General features: G+C 69.0%; 20 protein-coding genes and 1 pseudogene. 9 read left to right on the forward strand and 12 right to left on the reverse strand.

Features of this window, described 5'->3' with window-relative positions:
- Positions 1–108: 108 nt before the first annotated feature.
- The 4 genes from EV659_RS04305 to ppk2 all read left to right on the forward strand — a co-directional run bounded on the left by EV659_RS04305 (position 109) and on the right by ppk2 (position 2629).
- Positions 109–591, forward strand: a complete 483-nt coding sequence (locus EV659_RS04305; protein ID WP_132707611.1) for a MaoC family dehydratase — start codon at positions 109–111, stop codon at positions 589–591.
- On the forward strand, positions 591–1055 hold the full coding sequence (locus tag EV659_RS04310) for a hypothetical protein (RefSeq protein WP_132707612.1): 465 nt from the start codon (positions 591–593) through the stop codon (positions 1053–1055). Before EV659_RS04305 ends, EV659_RS04310 begins: the two co-directional genes overlap by 1 nt.
- 106 nt (positions 1056–1161) lie before the next feature.
- Complete coding sequence (locus EV659_RS04315; protein WP_132707613.1) at positions 1162–1749, forward strand: hypothetical protein; 588 nt, start codon at positions 1162–1164, stop codon at positions 1747–1749.
- A 103-nt stretch (positions 1750–1852) separates the two neighbouring features.
- Positions 1853–2629 carry a polyphosphate kinase 2 gene (ppk2, locus tag EV659_RS04320; protein ID WP_200287873.1) on the forward strand — a complete coding sequence of 259 codons (777 nt, stop codon included), beginning with the start codon at positions 1853–1855 and terminating at the stop codon, positions 2627–2629.
- Between the two features lie 220 nt (positions 2630–2849).
- Here ppk2 and EV659_RS04325 read toward each other — a convergent pair whose 3' ends face one another.
- The 4 genes and pseudogenes from EV659_RS04325 to EV659_RS04340 all read right to left on the reverse strand — a co-directional run bounded on the left by EV659_RS04325 (position 2850) and on the right by EV659_RS04340 (position 6306).
- Entirely contained in the window at positions 2850–3272 is a 423-nt protein-coding gene (locus tag EV659_RS04325; protein WP_132707614.1) for a tetratricopeptide repeat protein, read from the reverse strand.
- A gap of 364 nt (positions 3273–3636) precedes the next feature.
- Positions 3637–4050 (reverse strand): DUF4168 domain-containing protein, encoded by a 414-nt coding sequence (locus tag EV659_RS04330; protein WP_132707615.1) that lies wholly within the window; start codon positions 4048–4050, stop codon positions 3637–3639.
- Between the two features lie 90 nt (positions 4051–4140).
- Positions 4141–4890 (reverse strand): annotated as a pseudogene (locus EV659_RS04335) (acetyl-CoA C-acyltransferase); the annotation flags it as partial.
- Positions 4891–5022: 132 nt separating this feature from the next.
- Positions 5023–6306, reverse strand: coding sequence for a nucleotide sugar dehydrogenase (locus tag EV659_RS04340; RefSeq protein ID WP_132707617.1), 1284 nt, complete (start codon positions 6304–6306; stop codon positions 5023–5025).
- Between the two features lie 194 nt (positions 6307–6500).
- Here EV659_RS04340 and EV659_RS04345 point away from each other — a divergent pair, with 194 nt between their 5' ends.
- Positions 6501–6956 carry a protein tyrosine phosphatase family protein gene (locus EV659_RS04345; protein ID WP_165878719.1) on the forward strand — a complete coding sequence of 152 codons (456 nt, stop codon included), beginning with the start codon at positions 6501–6503 and terminating at the stop codon, positions 6954–6956.
- Positions 6957–7036: 80 nt separating this feature from the next.
- Here EV659_RS04345 and EV659_RS04350 read toward each other — a convergent pair whose 3' ends face one another.
- Positions 7037–8035: a zinc-dependent alcohol dehydrogenase family protein gene (locus EV659_RS04350; RefSeq protein ID WP_132707619.1), complete on the reverse strand. Its 999-nt coding sequence runs from the start codon at positions 8033–8035 to the stop codon at positions 7037–7039.
- Between the two features lie 159 nt (positions 8036–8194).
- Complete coding sequence (locus EV659_RS04355; protein WP_132707620.1) at positions 8195–8677, reverse strand: hypothetical protein; 483 nt, start codon at positions 8675–8677, stop codon at positions 8195–8197.
- 362 nt (positions 8678–9039) lie between these two features.
- Here EV659_RS04355 and EV659_RS04360 point away from each other — a divergent pair, with 362 nt between their 5' ends.
- The gene (locus EV659_RS04360; protein WP_132707621.1) at positions 9040–10629 is read left to right on the forward strand and encodes a capsule assembly Wzi family protein; all 1590 of its coding nucleotides are present in this window, start codon (positions 9040–9042) and stop codon (positions 10627–10629) included.
- Positions 10630–10653: 24 nt separating this feature from the next.
- On the opposite strand, the gene EV659_RS04365 is transcribed toward EV659_RS04360, so the two are convergent.
- The 3 genes from EV659_RS04365 to EV659_RS04375 form a co-directional block, all read right to left on the reverse strand.
- Positions 10654–12351, reverse strand: coding sequence for an indolepyruvate oxidoreductase subunit beta family protein (locus EV659_RS04365; RefSeq protein ID WP_132707622.1), 1698 nt, complete (start codon positions 12349–12351; stop codon positions 10654–10656).
- A gap of 11 nt (positions 12352–12362) precedes the next feature.
- On the reverse strand, positions 12363–14579 hold the full coding sequence (locus EV659_RS04370) for an indolepyruvate ferredoxin oxidoreductase subunit alpha (protein WP_132707623.1): 2217 nt from the start codon (positions 14577–14579) through the stop codon (positions 12363–12365).
- 109 nt (positions 14580–14688) lie between these two features.
- Positions 14689–15474 carry a cyclase family protein gene (locus EV659_RS04375; protein WP_132707624.1) on the reverse strand — a complete coding sequence of 262 codons (786 nt, stop codon included), beginning with the start codon at positions 15472–15474 and terminating at the stop codon, positions 14689–14691.
- Between the two features lie 291 nt (positions 15475–15765).
- On the opposite strand from EV659_RS04375, the gene EV659_RS04380 reads away from it, so the two are divergent.
- Positions 15766–16431 carry a hypothetical protein gene (locus tag EV659_RS04380; protein ID WP_132707625.1) on the forward strand — a complete coding sequence of 222 codons (666 nt, stop codon included), beginning with the start codon at positions 15766–15768 and terminating at the stop codon, positions 16429–16431.
- A gap of 276 nt (positions 16432–16707) precedes the next feature.
- Here EV659_RS04380 and EV659_RS04385 read toward each other — a convergent pair whose 3' ends face one another.
- The 3 genes from EV659_RS04385 to EV659_RS04395 all read right to left on the reverse strand — a co-directional run bounded on the left by EV659_RS04385 (position 16708) and on the right by EV659_RS04395 (position 22015).
- Positions 16708–17946 (reverse strand): autotransporter outer membrane beta-barrel domain-containing protein, encoded by a 1239-nt coding sequence (locus EV659_RS04385; RefSeq protein ID WP_132707626.1) that lies wholly within the window; start codon positions 17944–17946, stop codon positions 16708–16710.
- A gap of 173 nt (positions 17947–18119) precedes the next feature.
- Positions 18120–18860, reverse strand: a complete 741-nt coding sequence (locus tag EV659_RS04390; RefSeq protein ID WP_165878720.1) for a Crp/Fnr family transcriptional regulator — start codon at positions 18858–18860, stop codon at positions 18120–18122.
- Between the two features lie 278 nt (positions 18861–19138).
- On the reverse strand, positions 19139–22015 hold the full coding sequence (locus tag EV659_RS04395; RefSeq protein WP_132707628.1) for a phosphoenolpyruvate carboxylase: 2877 nt from the start codon (positions 22013–22015) through the stop codon (positions 19139–19141).
- 285 nt (positions 22016–22300) lie between these two features.
- Here EV659_RS04395 and EV659_RS04400 point away from each other — a divergent pair, with 285 nt between their 5' ends.
- A complete protein-coding gene (locus EV659_RS04400) occupies positions 22301–23764 on the forward strand; it encodes a methyl-accepting chemotaxis protein (RefSeq protein WP_165878721.1) in 1464 nt (487 codons plus the stop codon).
- A 219-nt stretch (positions 23765–23983) separates the two neighbouring features.
- Entirely contained in the window at positions 23984–25447 is a 1464-nt protein-coding gene (locus EV659_RS15000) for a methyl-accepting chemotaxis protein (RefSeq protein WP_132707630.1), read from the forward strand.
- Positions 25448–25449: the final 2 nt, after the last annotated feature.

Raw genomic sequence — 25449 nt, forward strand, 5'->3', positions numbered from 1 at the left:
GACCGGCGCCATCGCCACCGCCCTACCGGCGACGGCGGCGCCGGCCCGCTTCATCCGGCGTTAACGCGCCCCCGGCCACCCTCGACCCGCATCGAAAGGATCCGCCCCGTGAGCCAGGAACGCCTTTTCTGGGATGATATTCCCGTCGGCCACACCGACCGCTTCGGCCAATACGCGGTGACCGCGGAAGAAGTGGTCGAGTTCGCCGGCAAGTACGACCCCCAGCCCTTCCACCTGGACGCCGACGCCGCAGCGCGGTCGATCTTCGGCGGCCTGTGCGCGTCGGGCTGGCACACCTGCGCCATGTTCATGCGCATGTTGGTGGACCATTTCTCGGCCCGCGGCATGGCCTCGCTGGGCTCGCCCGGGGTCGAACAGATCCAGTGGCGCCGGCCGGTGTTCCCCGGCGACGTGTTGCACGTGGAGGGCGAAGTGGTCGACAAGCGCGCCTCGCAAAGCAAACCGCAAATGGGCAGCGTGACCAGCACCTACCGGGTCTACAACCAGAAGGACGAGATGGTGATGAGCCTGCATACCACCGGCTTTTTCCGCCGCCGCCCGACCGAAGCCGCCACCGCGGAGGCCGGCTGATGGCCCGCAAGATGCCTGCAACCCCGGCCCGGCGACGGCGGCTGGGGCGCCGTCCGGCCGCACGCCCGGCGGCCCCGGCGGCGGCCAGCGCCGGGGCGCTTGCCCTGGTGATCGCGACCGCCGGCGGTTGGCCCGGCGCGGCGGCGCAAAACGTGCTGATGGACGAAAAGACCGTGCTCGAAACCTGCATCCGCGACCATGGCGACGCCGGGCGCTGTCGCTGTTATCTGGGCGTCATCAAGGCCGAGGCGGGGCCAGAGCTCTACGAGGCCACGGTGGCCTATGTGGCCGCCACCTTCTCCGGCGACGCCAAGGCGGTCGACCGGGTCCGCCAGCGCTTCGACCTGACCGCCGAGCGCGAACAGGCGATGGTCGAGCGGCTGCGCGCCGCCTCGGCCACCGCAAGCGAGGTGTGCGAGGCCGCCGCCCGCCGGCAATCCGGACGCGACGGCGGCAGTCGCTGAGCCGGCCTCCAACCGCCGCCATGCGGCAATTCCTGCCCGCTGTTGGTGCCCGAAACGGCGTGATACACTGACGTCATGCGTGTTGGCGGATCCAGGGAGGGAGGCGATGACGCAACACCGACCGGCAACGCTCGACCTGACGACAAGACGGCACCAACGGTCTGCGGGCGCGGCGCTGGCGATGCTTCTGGCGCTCGGCGGTTGCGGCGATGACCGCGACGATCGCGCACCGACCACCCTCGACGGCGTCGCCCTGCCCACCTCGCCCGAAACCGAGCCGCTTACCGACTGCCATTTCCCCGAGCGGACCCGCCATGGCGATGCGCTCAGCGCATTGTTCGACCTGCCCACTGCCTGTCAGGTGTTTCCGTCCACGGTGGCCAACCGGGTGTTCCGCTTCTACGCCGACGCCCTGTCGCGGCACGGCTGGCGCCATCAGGAAGGGCGCGGCCATATCGTGCGCTTCACCCGCGACGATCGGCGCCTGACCCTGGTGGGCCTGCCCTACGACACGCCGCCCGAGGGCCAACGGGTCCGGCGCATGGTGCTGGTGTTCGCGCTCGACACCGCCAACCCGCCAGAGCCTTCGGCTGCGGTCTCCCCGGGCCGCGCCGCCCCCTCCCCCGACGCTCAGGACCAGGACCATGGCGGACCGCACCGCGACGATACCGCCGGCCCACGCCGGCAACGCTGAGCGCTCGACGCCCGGAAACGGGGCGGCCCGGCCACCGTCATCAGCCGTTGCCGCCTCCCGGCCCCTTGACCGCCGGGGTCGTTTAGGGGACACCGGTCTGGCCATGGATGATATGACCCCGACGCTGTTGCACGGCGTGCCGCCCAAGGTGAAGGCGCCGAAAGCCTATGGAGACCGGCTGCACCGCTTGCAGGTGGAACTGGTCAAGCTGCAACGCGCCATCGTCAAACAGGATCTGCGCGTCTGCGTGCTAATCGAAGGCCGCGACGCCGCCGGCAAGGACGGCATGATCCGCCGCATCGTCCGCCACATGGCGCCACGCGTGGTCAAGTCGGTGGCGCTCGGCAAACCCACCGAGACCGAACGCCATCAATGGTACTTCCAGCGCTATGCCGCCCATCTGCCCACGTCGAGCGAAATGGTGCTGTTCAACCGCTCCTGGTACAATCGCGGCGTGGTCGAACCGGTCATGGGGTTCTGCAGCCCGGCCCAGGCCGACGCCTTTCTGGAAGATGCGCCCAAGTTCGAGGCGATGATCCAGCGCGGCGGGCTGAAGCTGTTCAAATACTGGATCGAGGTCAGCCGCGAGGAACAGGCCAAGCGCTTGGAGCGCCGCCGTCAGGACCCGCTACGCCAGTGGAAGATCAGCCCGGTGGACGACGCGGCCCAAGCCCATTACGACGCCTTCACCCGGGCGCGCGACCGCATGCTGGCGGCCACCGACCACCCTCACGGGCGCTGGTTGATCGTCAATGGCAACAACAAGAAAGCCGCGCGGCTGAACCTGATCGCCGATCTCTTGAGCCGTCTGACCTATCCGGAAAAGGACGACGACGCGCTATCGGTGGACCCGACCGTGGTCATGCCCTATCGGGCCTGAGCCCGACATCGCCCGCGTCGGGGCACCCGCCGCTTCACGACGGCCAAACCGGGCCCCGCGGCCGCGGGCATAGTCAATGGGGGCACGAGCCCGGGCGGACCAGCCGTCGCCGGCGCGCGCCCGATGCGGTCGGGCGTCGGCGCCAGCCGGCGCTGGCTGCCACGCTCCGCCCGCCATGACACCCCTCCCCTTGGCCCGCTGCGGGCCGTGGGCAGCCGGCTCAGCCGTCGCCGCGGTCCGCCGTCGCGGCGCGACGTTCGGCCAACAGCGCCTGGTTGTGGGCGACGATCTCGGCCGGAGCGCCCGAAGGTGCCAGGTCGGCGGCGCGCGCATAGGCCGCCGCGGCCGCGTCGTACTCGCCTTTTTGAAGATAGGCAGTGGCGAGACTGTTATGGGCCATCCAGACTTCCGGGCGGATGGCGATCGCCGCCTGACACGCCGCTTCAGCAGCATCGAACGCCGCCAGCCGGGTATGCAGCACGCACAACGCGTTCTGGGCCGTATAGCGCATCTGCGGCGAAGAGTCGTCCTCGGTCAACGACAAGATAAGGTCGCCCGCCCGCGCCGCATCGCCGGCCGCGACCGCTTCCCGGATCTCCGCCAGTTCGCCCGGCTCGGCAAGGCGGAGGATCACCTTGGGCATCACCCGCTCGTCCAGGCGTTGGGCCTGTGCCGCCCCGCCCGTCCCGATGCTGCCCGGGCTGAGCCCGCCAAGGGCCGCCGCCACGACCAACCCCGCCACCCAAAACGCCGCGATCGGCCGGCGCAATCGGCGCGCGGCCCATGCTCCGCTCCCGTCTCTCATGATCGCCTCCGTCCTCTCAGGGCCGGCCACACCGGACCGGCTGCAGGGACAAATCCTATCATGAAAACGGGGCGCCTGACAAAAAATTGCGCCAACCCGTTGCGCCCGGAAACAAAAAACCGGCAGGCCCGTTTGGCCCTGCCGGTTGGTGGTCGCGTTTGCCGCCACCGGACCGGGTCCGACGGCGCGGCGCACGGCGTGCCTAGGAGCCCTGGGAAGCGCCTTCGCCGCCGTCGATCTCGGCGCGCAGCATTTCCTGCACCTTGGCGCGGAACGCCGGATCCTGGCGCGCCTTCTGGGTGATCGCCATATATTCCTTCATGGAGATGTTGGGCGCGTCGGCGACCGCGGTTTCCATCTCGCCGCGCATGGTCTCCATGACCTTGCGGCGTTCGGCCTGGTCCTCGGTGCCGGCCATTTGCTTCTGCGCCTTGGCGATAATCGGCGTCACCGACGCTGCGGCGGCGACAAAGGCCTCGATCTTCGCATCGGAGAAGGATTGCTCAGTCTGTTGCCCCTGCATGGACATGCCACCCTGGGCGTTCTGGGCGGTCGCGGGCATGGCGAGACACGCGGCCGCGACGGTCGCGGCCATCGCCGATTTCCAGTTCAACATGGGATCGCTCCCCTATGGTCGTCAAAAAAGGTCTTGTGAAAACAGCCCTTGAACAAAGAGCCTAGGTCTTTGGCCCGTCGGCCACGACCCTCAAAACTCGGCGCCGGCGAGCCGGCGTCTGTATGGAAAAACAGATGGTGCAAAGATAGAGAGGCACCGGGGCTGCCACAAGCCCCACCGGCGCCGGTTGAGCCGCGCTGTCGTCTCAGAGCACCTCGAACAGCGCCGCCGGCCCTCAATCAGCGCATGACCGGTCAGCCGCGCCCCGGTCATGCCATAAGGGTGACCGATAGAGATGGCACCGCCATTGACGTTGACCCTGTCGGGGTCGAGGCCCAACCGGTCGCGGCAATACAGCGCCTGGACCGCGAACGCCTCGTTCAACTCCCACAGGTCGATGTCGTCGACGGACAAGCCGTGGTTCGCCAACAGCTTGGGCACCGCCAGCACCGGCCCAATGCCCATTTCCTCGGGCGCCAGGCCGGCCACCGCCATGCCGCGATACAGCCCCAGAGGGCGCAGCCCCCGCGCCTCGGCGGTCCGCACGTCCATCACCACGCAGGCCGACGCGCCATCCGACAACTGGCTGGCATTGCCGGCGGTGACCGTCCCACCGTCGATCACCGGCGCCAGCCCGGCCAGCGCCTCGGCGGTGGTATCGGGCCGGTTGCCCTCGTCGGCGGCAAGCGTGACGGTCTCGTGGCGCACCGCCCCCGTAGCGCGGTCGCGAACCGCCTTGGTGATGGTCAGGGGCACGATCTCGTCGTCGAGCCGGCCCGCGGCCTGCGCGGCGGCGGTACGCTGCTGCGAGACCAGCGCGAAGGCGTCCTGCGCCGCGCGGTCGCCCCGATGTCCGGCGCGCTGCCCGACGGCTGCGCCGGCGTGCTGCCCCGGGGGCGTATCGCCTGCCCCGGATACGCCCGGACGCTCCGGGGCCGCTCGGACCCGCCCCGGTCGCCGCCGATGCGCCGCTTAAAGCCGGGCGTCGACGGCGCTTTGGTCGAACACCGACTTGATGTCGTAGAGCACCGCGTGGGGCCGGCCAAAGGCGCGCACGCCCGCAGCGCCCAGGTCGCGGAAGCTGTCATGGGCGACCGCCAGGATCAGCGCGTCATAGGCACCGGGCTCCGGGCGCTCGACCAGGCTGACGCCGTCCAGATCGGCGGCCGCGGCGCCGGGGTCGACCCACGGGTCGTGCACATCGACCCGGGCGTCATAGGCTTCGAGCGCGCGCACCAGGTCGAACACCTTGCTGTTGCGCAGGTCGGGGCAGTTTTCCTTGAACGTCAGCCCCAACACCAACACCCGCGCGTCGGCCAGCAACAGCCGCCGCCGGTTCATCAGCCGCATCACCTCGCCGGCGATATGCGGCCCCATGGCGTCGTTGATGCGCCGGCCGGCCAGGATCACCTCCGGGTGATAGCCCACTTCCTCGGCCTTGTGGGTCAGGTAATAGGGGTCGACGCCGATGCAGTGGCCGCCCACCAGCCCGGGGCGAAACGGTAGGAAGTTCCACTTCGACCCGGCGGCGGCCAGCACCTCGCTGGTATCGATGCCCAGACGCGCGAACAGGATCGCCAGTTCGTTGATCAGCGCGATGTTGAGGTCGCGCTGGGTGTTCTCGATCACCTTGGCGGCCTCGGCCACCTTGATCGACGACGCCCGATGGGTGCCGGCGGTGACGATGGTGTTGTAGAGCGCGTCGACGAAATCGGCCACCTCGGGCGTCGACCCCGACGTCACCTTGGTGATGGTGGCGAGCCGGTGGGTGCGGTCGCCGGGGTTGATCCGTTCGGGGCTGTAGCCGGCGAAGAAGTCGCGGTTGAACACCAGGCCCGATTCCTCGGCCAGGATCGGCACGCAGACCTCTTCGGTGGCGCCGGGGAACACGGTGCTTTCATAGATCACCAGGTCGCCCGGCTTGAGCACCCGGCCGATGGTCCGGCTCGCCGAGCGCAGCGGCGTCAGGTCGGGTCGCTTATAGCCGTCGATGGGCGTCGGCACGGTCACGATATAGACGCTGCACGCCGCCAGATCGGCCATATCGGCGGTCAGCGTCAAGCGCTCGGCGGCGGCCAGTTCGTCGGCCGGCACCTCGCGGGTGCTGTCGCGGCCGGCGCGCAACTCGGCGATCCGGTCGGCGTCGATATCGAAGCCCACGGTGTCGCGCTGGCTGCCGAAAGCGACCGCGAGCGGCAGACCCACATAGCCGAGCCCGACCACCGCCACCGCCGCGTCGTTCACATCCCAAGCCATCGCGTCGCCTCTCTCTCTTAACAGCCCACGCCCCAAGCGGTTCGGGCGCCGGCGAACCCCCTCATTGGCCGCGTTTTATGGGCCTTGGGCGCAGGGTGTGGCAAGGGCTTTCCGAGCCGATACGCCCTGGCTTGCGCCCCATCACGAACCAAGATATGCGCAAAGAGACCCGCAAAGGACGAGGAGTCGGAGCGATGACAGATTTCGCAGCCCTGGAAGACGGCGTCTACGCCGCGCCGCAGCTCACCGCCGAGGAAATCAAGGCGGCCCGCGCGATGGGCGTCACGACCATCGTCTCCAACCGGGTCGACGGTGAAGAACCGGGCGCCCCGGCGGCGGCCCAGGTCCAGGGCTGGGCGGAGGCCGAGGGGCTGCGCTTCCACCACATCCCCGTGGTGCCCGGCCAGATCACCGCCGACAATGTCAAACAGATGGCCCGGGCACTGGACGAGACCGGCGACGACGGCAAGCTGCTGGTGTTCTGCAAGACCGGCGGGCGCTCGGCGGTGCTGTGGGCGCTGGCCCGCGCCGCCCAGGGCCACCAGGAGCCCGAGGCGCTGGTCGCCGCCGCCGGTCAGGCCGGCTTCGACATCCGACCGCTGACCGACATGCTGCGCGGTGCCAAGGCCCAGGGTCTCGACGGGCTCTGAGCCGCCCCGACCGCGACCGACCAGCCCCGACCGCGCCGCCCCCGGCCGACCCGGCCCCGACCGGCGAGCCCGGCCCCGGGTCAGCCGCCGGCGTCGGGGGTCAGCACCGCCGCGCCGGTGAACCGGCCGTGGCGCAGGTCGTCGAGCGCCTGGTTGGCGTCTTCGAGCGCATAGGTCCGCACGTCGGTGGTCACCGGCCATTTGGCGATGGTGCGGAAGAAGTCGTCGCCGTCGGCGCGGGTCAGGTTGGCGACCGACTCCAGCCGGCGTTCCTGCCACAGGTCGGCATAGGCGAAGGCCGGGATCTCGGACATGTGGATGCCGCCGCAGACCACCCGGCCGCCCGGGCGCACGTCGCGCAGCGCCTTTGGCACCAGCGCCCCCACCGGCGCGAACACCAAGGCCGCGTCCAGGGGCTCGGGCGCCGGCGCGTCCGAACCGCCGGCCCACGCCACCCCCAGACGCCGGGCGAAGCTCTGCGCGGCCGTGTCGCCGGGTCGGGTGAAGGCGAACACCGTTCGACCTTGGGCGACCAGGATCTGCGCCAAGATGTGCGCCGCCGCGCCAAAACCATAGAGGCCGATGCGCTCGGCATCGTCGCCGGCCTTGCGCGCCGTGCGCCAGCCGATCAGCCCGGCGCACAACAGCGGTGCGGCGTGGCGGTCGTCATAGGCCAGCGGGATCGGGAAGCAATAGCGCGCATCGGCGACCGTGTAGTCGGCGAAACCGCCGTCGAGCGTGTAGCCGGTAAAGCGCGCCTCGGCGCACAGATTTTCTTCGCCCCGGTGACAGAAGCGGCAGGCGCCGCAGGTCCAGCCCAGCCACGGCACGCCGACCCGGTCGCCGGCGCGAAAACGGCTGACGCCGGGGCCGGCCTCCAGCACCGTGGCGACGATCTCGTGGCCCGGTATCACCCCGGGCTTGGGCTCGGGCAGGTCGCCGTCGATCAGATGCAGGTCGGTGCGGCAGACAGCACAGGCGCGGACCCGCAGCAACACCTGGCCCGGGCCGGGCTCGGGCACCGGCCGGTCGACCAGCGCCAGCGGCGCGCCGGCGCGCGTGAACGTCATTGCCTTCATGACGGCAGGGGTCTCCCGTAGACATGCGCCTGTGCGACCCGCCCAGCATAACGAGCGGCCCCGGCCGCCGGTCAAGCACCACCGTCAACACAGTTGTGCGCGGGCGCGCGCAGGTCCGGCCGGGCCGGGCAGCCCGGCTGGACCTGCGGCTCGGGTCGCTCAGCGGGTTCGGGTGTCGGCGGGGGCGCCGCGCTGGCGGTCGGGTTGACCGCCGCCGGGCTGGAACGAGCGCTTGAAGTCCTGGGGCAAGCCGGCAGCCATGCGCGCCACCAATTGTGCGCGCGAGCGGTCGAACTGGGTCCAACTGTGGCCGGTGCGCGAAAACCAGTCGACCGGCACATTGGCGTTGCGCGCGTCGGCACGAACGCGCGAACAGGTCAGATAATGCTCCTCGGCCTGCTCGCCCACCGGGGCGGGGCCGACCAGCTTGACCACGGCCAGCAACTCCTCATTGTCGCGATGGTTTTCCGGGCTCAACGACAGACAACTGTCGCGGTCGGAATAATCCCGCAGGAACAGCTTGTAGGTGGCCAGACGTTCGCGGCCGAGCACATTCTGGCTATAGAGCTGGTAGGCGACGAAGGTGGCCACGATGCCGACCAGCAGGCCAAGGCAAAAATAGATCCCTTCCGACAGCTTCACGGTCTCTCTCCCGGCGTTGCCAGAGCTGTTCCGATCAACCTGGATCGCCGGCTGCGATCCGGACCGGCCGCGAAACGCCACTCAGTCCGCTGGATGAGCGTGTAACAGCGGCCGGTGGGATCGCCGAACGCCCTGGGCTGTCACGGACGCTAGGCCGCGATCCTCAAGATCGGGTAAAGATTTGCGTCGATTAAGCCTTTTCGGGATCGAACCGGCTGGCGACGGGGTGTTTGACCGGGCCCGCCGGGCTCGGCTACACAAGGCGCCTGCCGGTTGTACGGCGTCCGACGCCGCACCGCCTGCCGGCCTGCCGCGACCGGGCGCCGGCCGGACGATCGCCCAGCCTGGATAACCGATAGACCATGACCCAAGCCTCGTTCGCCCGGCGCCTTGCGGCCTGTTGCCTGACCGCCCTGTTGTTCGTCGCCGCCGCGGTGCCGACCGCCGACGCCGCCAGCCCGTGGATCGACCCCGGCGACCGCCTGCTGCGCCGGGATATCGAACTGCTCAAGGCACACGGGATCGTCGACGGACCGATCGCCACCTGGCCGCTGTCGTGGAAACAGATCCAGCGCAGCCTGTCGCAGGCCGAAGAGCGGCTCGACCGGCCCGACGTGCCGGCGCATGTGCGCATGGCGGTGGAGCGGGTCAAGCTTCAGATGCCCCAGGTGCAGGACTATCGCAGCTTCGACGCCATCGCCTCGGCCGGTTTCACCAACCAGCAGCGCCTGGTGCGCGATTTCGGCGGCGGCGCGCGCTCCGACGCCGACCTGCGGGTCGGCATCGAGGGCATGGCCGGGCGCTTCTTCCTGCGCGCCTCGGCGGGCTATCGCACCGACAACCCCACCGGCCGCGACTGGCACTTCGACGACAGCGTCGGCGCCGTGGCGCTCGGCAACTGGCTGTTCTACGGCGGCACGGTCAACCAGTGGTACGGGCCGGGCATGGACAGCGCGCTGGTGCTGTCGACCAACGCCCGGCCGTCGCCGCGCGTGGGCTTCCAGCGGCTCGACCCCAAGGCCATCGACCTGCCGGTGCTGCGCTGGCTCGGGCCGCTGCAATTCACCTTCTCGGCCAGCCGTGCCGAGGACGACCGCGACGACTTCGACCACCCGCTGATGTTCCACACCCGGCTGTCGATCGAGCCGGTGGACGGCTTCACCCTCGGCCTGTCGCGCGGCCTGCAACTGTGCGGCGAGGGCCGGCGCTGTTCGTTCTCGACCATCGCCAAGGCGCTCGGCGCGATCACCCCCTTCACCGACGACCTGGACAATACCGGCGACGTGTTCGACCCCGACGAGCCCGGCAACCAGATCTTCGGCATCGACATGGCCTATGCCGACACCTGGGGCGATTACGACTATAAGCTCTATCTGGAATCGGCCGCCGAGGACAGCGCCGGGCCGGTGATGTTCGGCGCCGCCACCTTGACCCTGGGCGGCCATCTGTCGGGCTACTGGACCGGGCGCGGCCTGTCGTGGAAGCTGCGCGGCGAGGTCAGCGAGACCCAGACCAACCGCTTCTTCGGCATCGGCAAGAACGACCGCTTCGGCGTCGCCTACAACAATTTCGTGTTCACCGAGGGCTATACCTATCGCGACCGCTATATGGGGCCGTCGATCGGCGGCGACGGGCGGCTGTTCACCGGCGAGCTGTCGGTGGTCGACCTGGACAGCCGGTTCTATTATCTGCGCTATCGCCACATCGTGCTGAACGGCACCGGGCTCGAACCGCGCACCGCCGGTCAGGAGCCCCTCGACCGCATCCAGTTCGCCAACCGACTGTCGCGCAACCCCGAGCGGATCAACAGCATCGCCGCCGGCGTCACCCTGCCGCCGACCCAGTACGGCCGCCTGACCCTCGAAGCGCGGCTGTTCGACGACAAGCCCAACACCCCCGGCCGCAGCCCCATCGACGGCGCCTTCGAACTGCGCTGGACCTACGGGTTTTAGCCGGCGGGTGCCGCCGCAACGGCGCTATTCCGCCGCCTCGGCCGGCTTGACCGGTTTGGCCGCGGGCGTGCGCGGCTCTGCCGTTGCCAGGCCTTGGGCGCTCAGCGCCGTGTCGAGCGCCTGGCCCGCTTCGTCTTCAAGCGCCGCCTGGCGCAGGGCCGCCAGGGTGGTGGCCGCATCGCACCGCCCCTGCACCTGGCGCGCCGCCGCCATCAGGGTGGCGAAACGCGCCATGCCGCGCGCGTGGGTGTCGCCATAGCCGCGCACCAGCGTCTGACAGCGGGCGATTTCCTCCGCCAAGGCGGTGTCGTTGCCGGCGACCTGGGTGATCGCGACGAGCCAGGCACGGATCTCGGCGGTCTCTCTCTGGTAGCGCAGCGTCCAGCGCCGCATCCAGCGCAGCCGCGCCAAGGCATAAAGCGGCAAAAATCCGCGCAGCTTGGCGGTGTGGATGTGCCGGCCGCGCGCCACCAGCCGGCCGAGCACGCCGCGCACCCAAGGGGTCGCCCAAACCCAGCGGCCCAGCGGCGCCGGCAGCGTGTCGGCCAGCTCCTCGACGCGCGGGTGCATGAACTCGGTCACATAGACGATATCGTCGGCGCCCGCCTGGACCTCCGCCGCCGTCCGCTCGAACCGCGCCGCCCGGGTCTTCAGATCGGCGACCCGGATGGTGTCCTCATAGGTCATCCACAGCGCCAGATGGCGCGCCACCGTCCGGGTCAACGGATAGGTCCGGTCGCCGCCCGCCCCGCCTCGCGCGCCCGTCGACGCCGCGCGCTCGGCCGCCAGCACCGGCGCCAGGCGATCCAGATAGGCATGGGCGTAGCGCGGGTCCTGATAATCCACCGCACGCTTGACGCCTTCGACCACCGTCGCGTGGGTGGCGGTGGGAAAGCTTTCGGCCACCCGGTCGAGCAACCGCTGCGCCTTGGGCGTGCGCGCCCGGCCGAGCCCCGCCGACACCGACGGCCGCCGATGACCGGGCGGTGACGGCGGCGGTGACGCCAGCGAGGCGGCGGCCGGGTCCGCGCCCCGCACCGCCCGGTCATGGGCGGCGCGGAACACGGCCAGATTGGTCGCCACCGCCCGACCGCCGCGCCGGATCGTCTCTTCGAACTCGGCCACCGGGATCGCCAGCGCGCCCGAGCCCGCGAGCGCGCCGAACAGCGCGGCACTGATCACCCCGCCCTCGGCGCCGGCGAGTGCCTGCATATCGAAGGCCACCAGGTGGCGCGCCTGCACCGCAGCGGCGCGCTGCACGGCGTCGGCGTCGGCGATGCCGTCGGCGAGCGCCGATTTTTCCGAGATCGCATAGTCGCGATGGGTCGAGGCGACCAGCGTGGTCCGGTCGGGGGTGACGAAGCCGCGCGCGATCGCCCGGCCGGCCTCCATCCACTCCGCGGCCAACACCACGTCCACGTCGCCGGGGACCGGCATCAGCGACAGCACGGGCTCGGCGCCGGCGCGCTCGGCCGCCGCCTGGGGGAATATCTCGACGCAATAGATCGTCGCCCCGGTGCGCTGGGCGACGCCGGGCACCGAGGTGGCCTGGGCGATGTAGCCGGCGGCCTCGGCGGTCTCGACGATCCAGCCGGCGAGCACCCCGCCGCCCTGTCCGCCCAGGGCCGCGATGGCGATGGAGAACGCGCGCAGGGGGACGTCGCCATCGCCCGCGACGGTGGCTGCCGCGTCGGTCGGGGTCGAGGTGCGCCGGTCGGTCATCGCGCGGGCCCTCAGAACGCCACCCGGGCGCGCGCCTTGTCGGCGCGGGCCTGGAGGAAGCCGATCACCCGCCCGCGCCAGCGCGCCAGCCGCCGGTCCCAGGGGCCGGGGTTCTGGATCACGTCGGCGCGGTAGAAGCTGGGACACAGCCGGGCGGCATGGGCGACCTCGCCGCACAGGCCACAGGCCACGCAATCGTCGGTCACATGGGCCACCGGGCTGTCGCGCAACGGATCGGGGTTGGGCTTGACGGTCAGCGACGGGCAGCCCGACAGCCGGATGCAGCTATGGTCGCCGGTGCAGGTGTCGGCGTCGACGCCGAAGCGCTCGCGCACCACCCGCTCGCCCGCCGCCAGGCGTTGCTTGACCAGCGGCTTTTCCCGGCGCTGCTTGGTCAACATGCATTCGTTTTCGGCGACGATCACCTTGGGGCCCTTGTGTCGGGTGGTCAGCGCCTCGCGCAGCGTCGCCTTGACCGTCGAGACCTTGTAGGTGTCGACGGTGCGCACCCAGTCGACGCCGACGCCCTTCAAGGCATCCTGGATGGTGTGGCGGGTCGAGCGCCGGGGATTGTCGCCGCGCGACGACAGAAGGTCCTGGCCCCCGGTGGCGGCGGAATAGCTGTTGTCGATGATCACCAGCACATTGTCGTTGCGGTTGAACACCGCGTTGCCGACCCCCGACGCCAGCCCGTTGTGCCAGAAGCCGCCATCGCCCATGACCGAGATGGTGCGCCGGTCGGCCGGGACATTGAACGCCGAGGCGCCGGCCCAGCCGAGGCCGTAGCCCATGGTGGTGTTGCCCAGGTTAAAGGGCGGCAGGATCGAAAACAGGTGGCAGCCGATATCGCACGAGATATGGAACGGCCCCATTTCGGCCTCCAACAGCTTCATGGCCGAGAACACCGGCCGTTCGGGGCAGCCGGTGCAGAACCCCGCCGGGCGCGCCGGCACCGTGGCGGCCAGGCTGTCGGCCACCGACGGATCGAGCCCGGCGGCGTTATGGCCGGGCGCCACCGGGGCGGCCTTGTCCGTGCCCTGGCCCGCGCTCTTTTCGGTGCCCGTGTCCGCGCCCTGGCCCTCCGCCTGTTCCGCACTATGGCCTGCATCCTGGGCCAGATAGCGCGCCAGCGCGTCGCGCACCACCGCGCCGGTATACTCGCCCGCCATCGGCAACAGATCCTTACCCACCACCCGGGTGCCGAGACCGCGGCGGCGCAGGATATGGTTGAACGCCTGCTCGATATAGTTGGGCTGACCCTCCTCCAGCAGCAGCACCGAGCTCTTGTCGGCGCAGAAGCCGACGATCTCGTCGTCGATCAGCGGGTAGGCCACGTTGAGCACATAGATCGGCAGGTCGGTGTTGCCGAAGGCGTCCGACCGGCCGAGCAGTTCGAGCGCCCGGATCAGCGTGTTGTAGAGCCCGCCCTGGACGACGATGCCGCACGGCCCCACCGCACCGCCCAGAAACTCGTTCAGCCGGTGGCGTTTGATGAACGCGACGGCGGCGGGCAGGCGCTCGGCGATCTTTTCGTGTTCATGGGCGAAATTGGCCGGCGGCAGGACGATCCGCCCGGTATCGCGCACCGGGTTCGCCATCGCTTGCGCCAGCCCCAGGGGCGGGCGGCGATTGTCCCGGGCCTCGAACCGGCCATAGACATGGCAGGCGCGGATGCGCAGTTCCAGCATCACCGGCGTGTGGCTGGCCTCCGACAGCTCGAAGCCCTTCTCCACCATGTGGACGATGGCGGTCAGGTTGGGCCGCGGGTCGAGCAGCCACATCTGCGACTTCATGGCGAAGGCGTGGGTGCGCTCCTGCATGATCGACGAGCCCTCGCCATAGTCCTCGCCGACGATCACCAGCGCGCCGCCGGTCACGCCGCCCGAGGCCACATTGGCCAGAGCGTCGGACGCCACATTGGTGCCGACGGTCGACTTCCAGGTGACCGCGCCGCGCAGCGGATAGTTGACCGACGCGGCGAGCATGGCGCCGGCGGTGGCCTCGCTGGCGCTGGCCTCGAAATGGACGCCCAACTCGTCGAGCACCGGCTCGGCGTCGGCCAGCACGTCCATCAGGTGCGACACCGGCGCGCCCTGATAGCCGCCCACATAGGCGATGCCCGACTGCAACAGCGCCTTGGCGACCGCCAGAATGGCCTCGCCGCGAAAGGTCTCGCCCGCGCCCAGGCGCAGCTTGTCCGCTTCCTGTGTGAACGACCGTTCGGCCATGGCCTGTCTCCCGTGCTCGCCCCGCTGCTTGCTGCGGCCCCAAAGGCCCGTTCTGGTTCGCCGATACCCGTGCCGACGGATGACCGGCGCGCCTGGCCCGGGTGCCGGGTCAGCCGCCGGGCACCAGGGCCAGCACCCGCAGGGGCGAGCCCGAGCCGCCGACGATCTTGAGCGGCGGCGCGATCACCACCGCCCCCGTGGCCGGCAGTTGGTCCAGATTGGCCAAGCTGGCAAGCCCGAACTTGTTGGCGCCGTGCATCAGCGCGTGACAGGGAAACGGCGGCTCCATGGCGGCGGCCTGGCCCGCGTCGGTGCCCACGGTTTCGACCCCGACGCCGAGGATATCGCGCGCCTCGGCCAGAAAACGCGGCGTCTCGGGCGCCAGGCCCGGGGTGTGCGGACCGTCCTCGGCCATGTTCAGGAACGCCTCGGGCTCGGTGCGCGCGCTCCAGCCGGTGCGGATCAACACCCAACTGTCGCGCGGGATGCGCCCATGGGCCGCCTCCCAGGCCAGCACATGGTCGGGGGTCAGCAGAAAGTCGGCGTCGGCGGCCACCTGGTCGACCACGTCGATCACGCACGCCGGGCCCACGAAGCGCTCGGGCGGGATCGTGTCGGTGGCGTTGTCGGCGTGGTCCTTGCCGGTGATCCAGTGCACGGGCGCGTCGAAATGGGTGCCGGTGTGCTCGCCGCAGGCGAACTTGTTCCAGTACCAGGCCGGTCCGCGCGCGTCATAGCGCGAAATCTCCTCGATCGAGAACGGCGGCGATTGGGCGAACTGGGGCGGCAGGTGCAGCACCGGCGTGGCCGGCTCCAACGGCCGGGTCAGGTCGACCACCCGCACGCCGCCGCTGGCCAGCGCCGCCACCAAGGTGTTCAAAACGTCCGACGCCATGGCTTTCCCCTTTCTCCCTGACGCGTTCAGGCCGGCCGCACTGCCCCGCCGCCGGTCATTGGTCTTCCATAGAATCGACCGTGGCCGGTCCAACAGGAAAAATCCATATCGGAAAGAAACGCTTGCCCCGATGAGGCGATAGCATCTGTGTCCCCGGCCGCGTGCGCATTCGCCCCTTGCCTCACCTTGGGTCCAGACCATACAAGAGGGCGCGAAATCGCGGTGTCGTCCCCCGAAACGAGACCGTCCCGTCCGCCTCGACCACCGCCCCGGGCACACAAGGAGCTGCATATGAGCCATACGACCCATATCTTCTTTCACGTGGTGCTGTTCGGCCTCTGGCTTGGCCCCTATGCTGCCCTGCTGGTCCTGATCGGCCGGCTGCGTCTGATCGGCGACCAGCCCCAGGCGGTCGAGACCTTGCTCAAGAGCGTACGACTGATCGAACGGGTGCCGCGGACCGCGTTCATCCTGATGCTGCCCATGGGCCTGCAACTCTCGCACAATCTGGGCTATATCGCCTTTTCCACCGGCAACACCTTGGGCGTGTGGGTCGTGGCGTTGGTCTGGCTGGCGATCGACTGGCGCGGCGCGCGCCAAAGCTTCGGCCCGGCGGCCCAGGCGGCGCGCGTGGTGTTCCGGGTCCTGGCCTCGGGTTTCGGCGCGGTGGTCGGCGGCGCCGGGCTGTTGTCGTTGGTGACCGGCGGGCCCATCGCCCTGCCCTGGCTGGCCGGCAAATTCACCCTGTTCGGTTTGGCGCTGGTGATCATGATCCTGATCGATCTCGCCGTGGCGCAATTCTATCCGCGCCAGCAGGGCAAGGAGGCCAAGGCCGGCGTGCCCAGCGACCCCGCGCTGATCGCCAAGGCCGCAAGCCAGGCCGGCACCGGCATCGTCGCGCTCTTGGTGGTCTTGGCCGCCGCCGCCTGGATGGGCGTGGTCAAGCCGTTCGCCTGATCCGTACACGAAATCCTGTCGCATCTTTAGCGCCGACGCCGCCTTTCGGGCTGCGCCGGCGCTTTTTTGCCTTTTACCCCTCACCTGCCGCGCGACAACAGCCCACGCGATCACAGCCGGACGATGCGGCGTCGGTGGCACGGCCGCCGAGATCGTCTTCGACAATGGAACCGAACAGCCAGCGCGCCCAGCCCGCCAAACGCCCAACGGCCCGGCATTCCGTGGATGCCGGGCCGTCTTGTCTTGTCCGGGCGGCGTAAAGCGCGCGTCTGCGGCTCAGAACCGCAACTGGGCGCTCAGACTGCCGCCGAGGCTGTCGAAATCGGAGCCGAAACGGGCGTCGAAGGCGGCGTCGAGACGCACCGGTCCCAGATTGATCAGAAGCCCCGCACGTCCCCCCCACTCGTCGCGCTCGGTCTGACCGACGACCCGGAACAACTCGGTGCCGGCCTGGAAGTTGGCGGCGAATTCGCGGCCATCGTCCTGGAAATTGTGCCGATAGTATCCACCGGCATAAGGGTAGAACAGGCCGTCGTCGCCCACCGGGCGGAAGATATCCAGCCGCGCGGTGCCGCCGATCTCCTCATAGCCTTGGGCGGCCACGTTGAGCGCCAGGCTTTCCGCCCCGCCCTGTTCCTCGAAGGTCTGGCTCTCGGTGATCACGAAATCCACCCCGACGCCCGGGCGCACGTGAAAGCCGGCGGCGTGCAGGGTATAGTCGGCCCGCACCTCGGCGATCAGCGCGCCGGGGTCGAAGTCGGCCTCATAGGCGCGGGCGATCGAGCCGATGGACGCCTGGATGTCGACCGGCCGCACCGCGCTGGCGTCATTGAACTGGTAGCCGACCGAAGCGGTGGCGTTGAAACCCCTGTCGTTGCGGGTACCGAAATAGACCGACGCGCCCCAGCTATCCAGGCTACCGTCGTCGCCGACCCCGATCGGGCCCTGCACGTCCACGTCCACCGTCGCATAATTGAGCGACACGCCGGCGGTCAGCCACGGCACCAACGCGAAATCGACCCCGCCGGTGAAGCCCCAGGTCTGAAAGTCGTACTGCTCGGAGAACTGCCGGGTGGCGTTGGCGTCCTTGTCGAAATCCTCGTAATAGACCGAGCCCCACACGCCGGTGCGGTCGCGGCCCGGCGCGGTCAGGCGTTGGTGCACCTGCTCCATATGGCGGTCACCGACCACCAGCGCGGCCTTGACGAAGGCATCATAGAACTCGGGCGACAGGGCCGGGATGGCATCGGCGCCGGCGTCGGCGATGATGCTCACATCCTGGCGAAACCGATCGCCGGGCTCGCTGAGAAAATTGTAAATGCGGTCGAGCTTCTCGCCGATGATCCGGTCGTCGCCGATCAGGCGCAGCGACACGTCCAGGTCGATCGGCGCATCGAGCTCAGGCACCGGGTCCGCGCCGGCTTGCGCAGCGGCAGCAGGCGCCCAGACCAGGCCCAATGCGGCGGACAGAAGCGAAGCGGAAGACAGCAAACGAAAAGACGTGCGCCGGGTCATGGACAGGTCCCTAAATCAATTTCGGCAATCCCAGGGCGCACAATGCCGAAAGCGACTTTCAAGTCAACGTCGAATTTGCTCTTAAAAAAAGTGTAACAATAGCGACACGAACTGTAATATTCGAGCAACCAAAGTCGAATACGCTATTCACACTTGGTCGACCACACCTTCTCTCAAGAAGACAAAAGATCTTCAAGTCCGGGCACGTCGAGCATTAAATGCCGACGGTCGCCCTGGAAGGTAATCAGGCCGCGGCGGTCTAGCTTGGTCAACTCTCGGCTGATCGTCTCGATGGTCAGGCCGAGATAGTCGGCGATATCGCCGCGCGACATGAACAATTCCACCGCCGCCTCATCCTCGCCGCGCGCGCACGCCGGACGCAGCGACATCAAGAAGCCCGCCACCTTCTCCTGGGCGGTCTTGCGGCCGAGCATCAAGAACCGCTCATGGGCGTTGGCAACCTCGCGAAAGGCGCCGCTCAGCAGAGATTTTTGGAGCGCGGGAAAGTGATCGACCAGCTTCTCGAAATCATTGCGACGGAACCGGCACAGCCGGGAGTCGGTGATCAGATCGGCGGAAAAGGCATACTGGTCGTTCTCCAGGATACCCAGAAAGTCGCCCGGCCGTAAAAAGCCGGTGATCTGGCGGCGACCGTCGGGCAGCAGCTTGAACGACCGTGCCGCCCCACTGACCAGATTATAGACGAAATCGCTGGGATCGTTCTCGTCGAACAGCACGGTGTCGGCATGACGCTCGACGGTCGTCATATAGGGCTGGATATCGGCCAGTTCCGAGTCGCGGAGCGCGCCGCACAGGCCGGTCGTGCGGACGGCACAGCGCGCGCATTTACCCAACGTCCCGCCCTGGAGAGGGGCGGTCTGCCAGAAGGGCGCTTTCAGATCGGTATAGGTCATCATGCATCATCGGGTTCTTGGCGGACGGATAAGCGGGCCGAGGGGCTGCACACCCTCGGACCGAACGGGCATCGCCAGTATAACGCAGCGCCAAGCCTGAAAAAAGCATTTGTCAACTTTGCTAGACAGTTTTTACTGACAAGCAGGATTGACAGTCGCCGCTCGCCACCGGCCTCAAACCCGCGGTCCGCCACGCCGTCGGCGTATCGGGCCGGGCGCGGCGGCGGCGGTCGGGCGGGTGTCGAGCGGCGATCAGCCGCACCTGGCGGCCGCCGGGCTCAGCCGTGGGCGCGGTAGCAATTGGCCACCGCCACCGAGATGGTCAGCAGACAGCGGTGGATCTGTTCCATGGGGTCGATCAGCGTCCGGTTGAGCGACGTGTAGTTGGGCGCGTCGGCGTCGGGATAGTCGGCAGGCTCGGCGATCACGAAATCGTCGACGCCCGGCGCCTGGCCCGGGAACGCCTGGCGCAGCAGGGCCACCGCCTCGGGCACGCGCAGGGCGAAGATCAATTCCATGATATCGGCGCGCGAGATGTCGTTGCGCGCCGAGAAGCGCGGAATCCGCGCGGCCATCAGGAACAGATGCTGGATCAGCGCAATGCGCAGGCTGTGCAACAGCGCCAGCGTATCGCGCGCGGTAGCGTCCATCACCGCCTTGTCCTCGCCGGTGCGGCCGAGGAACTGGTGCAACAGCAACTCGTCGATGCGCAGATGGCCGGTCAGCGCCCGCCCCGCTTCGGTGCGGTCGTCGCCGTCGAGACGCTCGGCCAGATAGAGGCAGGCGTCGGTCAGATGGGCCTGGGTGGCGCTGTGCGGACGCGACGCCCAGTAGCCGGCGTCGAACACCGACAGATAGGCGGTCATGGTGCGCAGGCTGGCGCGTTCGCGCGCCTCGACCACCAGGTCCATCAGGGTGGCGAAGCGCGCGCTACGGGTCCGCCAGTCGGCCCAGACCTCGCGCGCCGGTCGGGTCGCCTCGCCGAGCCCGGCGATCACGTTGAGCGGAAAGCCCAGTTGCTGGAGCACCGCATTGTGCGGGATCGCGCGCAACCGCGACAGGTCGGGCCGTTCGCCGCGCCCGGTCTCGAATTGGCGGCGCGACTTGCGCGAGCCGGTGGACTTCAGCAGCGCCGGGGCAAACGCGGTCAGGGTGCGGTGATAGGCGGGCATCTCCATGACCGCTTCCTGATAGCGCATGATCCGCCGATACATGTCGAGGGTCAGGTCGGGCGCGCCGTAGAACGGGTCGGCCTCGGCCGTATCGGGCCCTGGCAGCCCCTGCAGGTGGGCGAGCGCACCGACCAAAAAGCCGAGCGCGGTATCGGGCCGCGCGAACCACAGATAGCCGTCGCCGCCCTGGAAGCTCACCTCTTGGCGCAACGCCAGGCCGCGCCGCGCGAACTGCGCCCGCGCCCAGGGCGACATCACATGATCGAGCCGGGCGCCAAGCGAGCCGGGATGGGCGCCCCGGCCCATGGATTCGCCATGGGTGTCGAACACCAGGCATTCCACCGCGCCCAGGTCGTGGGCGGCGACCTGGCGGGCCAGATTGGCGTGCAACCGTTCGATGGCCAGCGCCGCCGGGATCTGGCCGATGAACCGCCCGGCGTCGGAAAAGCCGCTTTCGATGGCGATCCGGCCGCGAGCGAGCACGGTCTGGCGAAAGCTCGACTGGGCGAACAGCACGCCAAGCATCCGTTCCGCCCCTTCAAGCGCCGTGGCGGTCTCGAACAGGGGCGAGATGTCCACCCGGTCGGCGACACCGAAGGCACGCACGAAGTAGAGCGCCGCCATCACGGTCGCCGGGCGTTCGCACTCGGCGATCAACAGGCGGATATCGCTGTCGGCGTCGATATGCTTGACGATCTGGGCGATGGTCAGGATCTGGCGCACCGCGGTGGTCGGCTCGACCGCAAGGGCGGCGAAATTGACCCGCAACGGCGTCACCGTCTCGGCCATCTCGTTGATCTGCGCCAGCACCGAGCGGCTGGCCAGATCGACCGCCTCGCCGCGCTCGATCCGGCGGCGGATGGCGTTGTTGAGTTGGGTGGCGTTGATGCGGAAGTGGATGCGCCCGATACCAAGCCGAAAACTGGCCATCTGCGCGCGCAGCACCGCCAGATCGCGAGCGACGCGGCTGTCTTCGACGGCCTCGACCAGCGCGTCGAGCCGGTCGAGCAGCGGGTCGAGACTGACCAACCGACCGGGCCGGTCCTCGGTCAGCCAGTCGGCCGCCCGCGCCAGCGCATTCTCGGCGCTCAGATCGTCGGCGAACAGGTCGCGCCCGGTCTCGGCATGGGCCTTGGCCGCAGCGAGCGTCTCGGCGATGGCGTCCAGCTCAGCGCCCACCTCACCCCGGGCCTCGGCGTCAAGCCGCGGCCGCAGTGCGTCGATATCGTCCAGGTACCAGCCAAGCTGGATTGCCTTTTCGGCCAGCCGGAAGCGCACGCAGTCGGCCCAGCCAATGTCGGTACGCCCGTCCATGTCGTAGCCGACCCAGGTGCCGGTATCGACCGGCTGGGGCCGCAGCGCACGCCAGCGGTCGGGATAGGCGGTGCGCGCGGCGTCCAGAATCGCCCCGACCAGCGTGGCGCTCGCCTGGCGCATCTGCGCCATGGCGTCGACCGCGCGGGCGTGTTCCTGGTCCAGGGTGATGTCCTCGGCACCGGCTGCCGGGGCCGTGCGCTCGGCTTCGGGCACGCGGGCGAGCGCCTCGAGCACCCGCGCGCGTTCGCTGTCGTTGAGCAAAAAGGTCGGGTGCGCGGTCAGCACCAACCCCAGCCAGGGGCGGCCCCAGCGCGCGGCGAAGCTGTCGGCGTCGCACACCGCCGTCTCGCGCTCCATCAGCGCCGCCAGCGCGCGCCGCTGCTCGTCGGCATCCAGGCTGCCGAGCATATGGCCCATCCAGGCGCCGCGCTCGTCGAGCGCGCGGGCCAGCAACTGGTCGGCCAGCCGGCACAGATCGCCGCGGCCAAGCCCGCCCGCCTCGACCTGGAATGACAGATCGCACGCCAGCCGCCAGATCGGGTTGAACGCCGGGTCTTCGCTGCGCCGGTCGCGATAGTCGGCAAGCCGCGCCATCAGCCGGGCCTCCAGCGCGCGAACCGACACCCCCCCGTCGGCCGAACAGCCGGCCTCGACAGCGCGGCTCACAGTCGCCTCCCGGCGGCGAGGTGGGCGAACGGCATAAGCGATGGCGATGGCATGAAGAGGCTCCTTTGACTCCGACCGACCGACCCTCAGGACACCTAGTGCCTGGACACCCCCCTGTTAACCCCTCTCGCCGTGCCCGGCCGCCGCGAAAAAACCCGCCACGCGCGCCGCTTTGGCCGATCCGCTCCGACACGTCAAACAACTGTTAATCTGTTTTCTGATAAAGCACACAAAAATAAGAAATCAAAGGCCATGCCAATTCCTGACAAGTGGAACATGTCACCCATGCTCACGAGTATCAAAGAGCGCAGTCGCGCGCGGTCGGAGGACGCCCGCCACGGCCCCAACCAAGGGGCGCTGCGCCAAACCCTCCAGGTGATCCTGGCCGGCGGCACCCCCGATGTATCGATGCTCGACGCCGAAGACCGGGCGCTGGTGGCCCCCCTGCTCGACCGGCTGCAGTCGCTCACCGACATCAAGGTTGATGCCGAGGGCATGGCCGAACGACTAGACCTTTACGAGAACCATAGCGGTGTCGGGTTGTGGGATGCCGTGTTGTACAATGGCGATGCCTTCGACGAACGCAGCAGTTGGGCCTGGTCGAACGAGATTCGCCGGCAGTTGGGCTATACCTCGGAGCGGGACTTTCCCAACACCGTCGAAGCCTGGTCGGAGAAGCTGCACCCCGACGACGCCCAGGCGGCCGAAGACGCGTTCGTGGCCCATCTGGCCGACCGCACCGGCAAGACGCCCTATGACGTGACCTATCGGCTAAAGGTGCGCTCGGGCGAATACCGCTGGTTCCGCGACGCCGGCAATGCCAAGCGCGACGCCAACGGCGTGGCGACCCGCGCGTCGGGCTCGCTCAACGACATTCACGAAATCAAGACCGCCCAGGATCGCCTGGCCGAATATGCCGATATCTGCGAGACCCGGCTGAAGGCCATGGCCGATACCATTGCCCATGAGTCGCGCGGCCTGTCCGACACCGCGACCAATCTGGTCCACACGGCCGACACCACGCGCGACAGTTGCGTCAGCGCCAGCGATGAGTTGTCCAAGAGCAGCAGCAACCTGGAAACCGTCGCCTCGGCCGCCGAGGAGATGTCCGGCTCGATCCAGGAAGTGGCCCATCAGGCGGGCGACACCCAGGCACGCACCAACGAGGCCGACACCGCCTCGCAGGATGCCCGCCAGCGGGTCAGCGAACTGGCCGCCGCCGCCGAAGACGTGGCCAAAACGCTTGAGGTGATCAAGCAGATCGCCGACCAGACCAACCTGCTCGCCCTCAACGCCACCATCGAGGCGGCGCGCGCCGGCGAGGCCGGCAAGGGCTTCGCGGTGGTCGCCTCGGAAGTCAAGTCGCTGGCCCAGCAAAGCGCCAAGGCCGCCGACGAAATCGCCGGCAAGCTCACGGTCATGCGCGATGCCACCGAAAGCTCGGTCGGGCGCATGGAAGGCGTCACCAAACTGATCGGCCAGGTCAGCGAGTTGGTCACTTCGGTCAGCGCGGCGGTGCAGGAGCAGAGCGCCGCCAGCCAGGAGATCGCCCGCAACATCTCCGAGGCGGCCGCCAGCACCGACAGCGTCACCGGCAATGTGGCGGCGATCCAGCACGACGCCCAGGGCCTGACCGACGCCGGCCGGCAAGTGGGCGAAGCCAGCGGGACCCTGCAGGATCAGGCCAGCGCCCTGGCCAGCGAGGTCGACACATTGATCGCCAACATCCGCCATCAAGGATCGCGCTGACCGGGCCTCGACCGGGGCGGCTGACCGACGCCGCCCCGCAGCCCGGTCGCCCTGTCCGCGCTGACGCCGTCCGAGCCTCTGGCAATATCGGCGCTGCGCGCCCGCAGCCGGTTTCATTTTAACTATAAACTTTTGGTAACACCGAGCGTAATACCCTGCGCTCTTCCGACCCTAAGAAGGCCAAAAAAGGCCTCTGAACCCGAAACAAGGATGTCACCCATGTTCCTCAGCGTAAGAGAAAGACGCGGCAATGCCGCGGCCCGCCCCGACTCCGCCACCGGCCAAGACCCGTTTCGCGAGGCCATCGAGGCGATCGCGGCCGGCGCCCGCCCGGACACTGCGGCCCTCACGCCGGCCGAGCGCGCCGCCGTCGAGCGGCTTTTGAGCCAAGCCGACGACCACGCGGCCCTGCAAGGTCGAGCCGACGATATGGCCGAGCGGCTGTCGCTGTTCGAGAACCACGCCGGCGTCGGGCTGTGGGACGCGGTGCTGTGTGACGGCGACCCGTTCCACGCCCAAAGCCGCTGGACCTGGTCGAACGAGTTCCGCAATCTGCTGGGCTACGCATCCGAGCAGGACTTTCCCAATGTGGTCGGCGCCTGGGCGGACAGCCTACACCCAGACGACGCCGAACCCACGGCGCAGGCGTTCCAGGCCCATCTGGCCGATCGCAGCGGCAAAACGCCCTATGATGTGGCGTATCGCCTCAAGACCCGCACCGGCGACTATCGCTGGTTCCGGGCCGCCGGCAGCGCCCTGCGCAATGCCCAGGGCATGGCGATCCGTGCCTCGGGCTCGCTGATCGATATTCACGACGCCAAGACGGCGCGGTCGAACCTGCTGGCCTATGCCGACACCTGCGAGACCAAACTCAAGGGCCTGTCGGGAGAAATCGCCACCGCCGCGCGCAGCCTGGGCAGCACCGGCGACGAGCTCGCCGACAACGCCACCTCGACCCATGGCCGCTGCGAGACCGCCAGCGACGAACTGCACAAGGGCAGCGCCAATCTGGACGCGGTCGCTTCGGCCGCCGAACAGATGTCGGGGTCGATCCAGGAGGTCGCCCAGCAAGCCTCGGAAACCCAGGCACGCACCAGCGATGCCGACCGCAGCAGCCAGGAAGCGCGCGAACGGGTCGGCGAACTGGCAACAGCGGCCGAGGACGTGGCCAAGACGCTCGAAGTGATCAAGCAGATCGCCGACCAGACCAACCTGCTCGCCCTCAACGCCACCATCGAGGCGGCGCGCGCCGGCGAGGCCGGCAAGGGCTTCGCGGTGGTCGCCTCGGAAGTCAAGTCGCTGGCCCAGCAAAGCGCCAAGGCCGCCGACGAGATCGCCGAGAAGCTGGCGGCGATGCGCGATGCCTCGGGCAGCTCGGTGAGCCAAATGCAGAATGTGGCCGAGTTGATCGCCCAGGTCCGGGAATTGACCACGTCGGTCAGCGCAGCGGTTCAGGAGCAGAGCGCCTCCAGCCAGGAAATCGCCCGCAACATCGCCGAGGCGGCGGCCAGCACCGACACCGTTACCGGCACCGTGACCGCGATCCAGGACGGCACCGACGGATTGAACCGCGCCGGCCGACACGTCAGCGACGCCGCCAAGACCCTGCAAGACCAGGCCGACAGCCTCGCAGGCGAAGTCGATACCCTGGTTTCCAACATCCGCCGGCAAAGCAAGGTCTGACG

The sequence above is a fragment of the Rhodothalassium salexigens DSM 2132 genome (assembly GCF_004341375.1).
GTDB classification, from domain to species: domain Bacteria; phylum Pseudomonadota; class Alphaproteobacteria; order Sphingomonadales; family Rhodothalassiaceae; genus Rhodothalassium; species Rhodothalassium salexigens.

Coding starts and splice junctions, on each gene's coding strand:
- EV659_RS04310 (WP_132707612.1), top strand. CDS start 591: ATGGCCCGCAAGATGCCTGCAACCCCGGCCCGGCGACGGCGGCTGGGG.
- EV659_RS04315 (WP_132707613.1), top strand. CDS start 1,162: ATGACGCAACACCGACCGGCAACGCTCGACCTGACGACAAGACGGCAC.
- ppk2 (WP_200287873.1), top strand. CDS start 1,853: ATGGATGATATGACCCCGACGCTGTTGCACGGCGTGCCGCCCAAGGTG.
- EV659_RS04325 (WP_132707614.1), bottom strand. CDS start 3,272: ATGCCCAAGGTGATCCTCCGCCTTGCCGAGCCGGGCGAACTGGCGGAG.
- EV659_RS04330 (WP_132707615.1), bottom strand. CDS start 4,050: ATGTTGAACTGGAAATCGGCGATGGCCGCGACCGTCGCGGCCGCGTGT.
- EV659_RS04340 (WP_132707617.1), bottom strand. CDS start 6,306: ATGGCTTGGGATGTGAACGACGCGGCGGTGGCGGTGGTCGGGCTCGGC.
- EV659_RS04345 (WP_165878719.1), top strand. CDS start 6,501: ATGACAGATTTCGCAGCCCTGGAAGACGGCGTCTACGCCGCGCCGCAG.
- EV659_RS04350 (WP_132707619.1), bottom strand. CDS start 8,035: ATGAAGGCAATGACGTTCACGCGCGCCGGCGCGCCGCTGGCGCTGGTC.
- EV659_RS04360 (WP_132707621.1), top strand. CDS start 9,040: ATGACCCAAGCCTCGTTCGCCCGGCGCCTTGCGGCCTGTTGCCTGACC.
- EV659_RS04365 (WP_132707622.1), bottom strand. CDS start 12,351: ATGACCGACCGGCGCACCTCGACCCCGACCGACGCGGCAGCCACCGTC.
- EV659_RS04370 (WP_132707623.1), bottom strand. CDS start 14,579: ATGGCCGAACGGTCGTTCACACAGGAAGCGGACAAGCTGCGCCTGGGC.
- EV659_RS04375 (WP_132707624.1), bottom strand. CDS start 15,474: ATGGCGTCGGACGTTTTGAACACCTTGGTGGCGGCGCTGGCCAGCGGC.
- EV659_RS04380 (WP_132707625.1), top strand. CDS start 15,766: ATGAGCCATACGACCCATATCTTCTTTCACGTGGTGCTGTTCGGCCTC.
- EV659_RS04385 (WP_132707626.1), bottom strand. CDS start 17,946: ATGACCCGGCGCACGTCTTTTCGTTTGCTGTCTTCCGCTTCGCTTCTG.
- EV659_RS04390 (WP_165878720.1), bottom strand. CDS start 18,860: ATGACCTATACCGATCTGAAAGCGCCCTTCTGGCAGACCGCCCCTCTC.
- EV659_RS04400 (WP_165878721.1), top strand. CDS start 22,301: ATGCTCACGAGTATCAAAGAGCGCAGTCGCGCGCGGTCGGAGGACGCC.
- EV659_RS15000 (WP_132707630.1), top strand. CDS start 23,984: ATGTTCCTCAGCGTAAGAGAAAGACGCGGCAATGCCGCGGCCCGCCCC.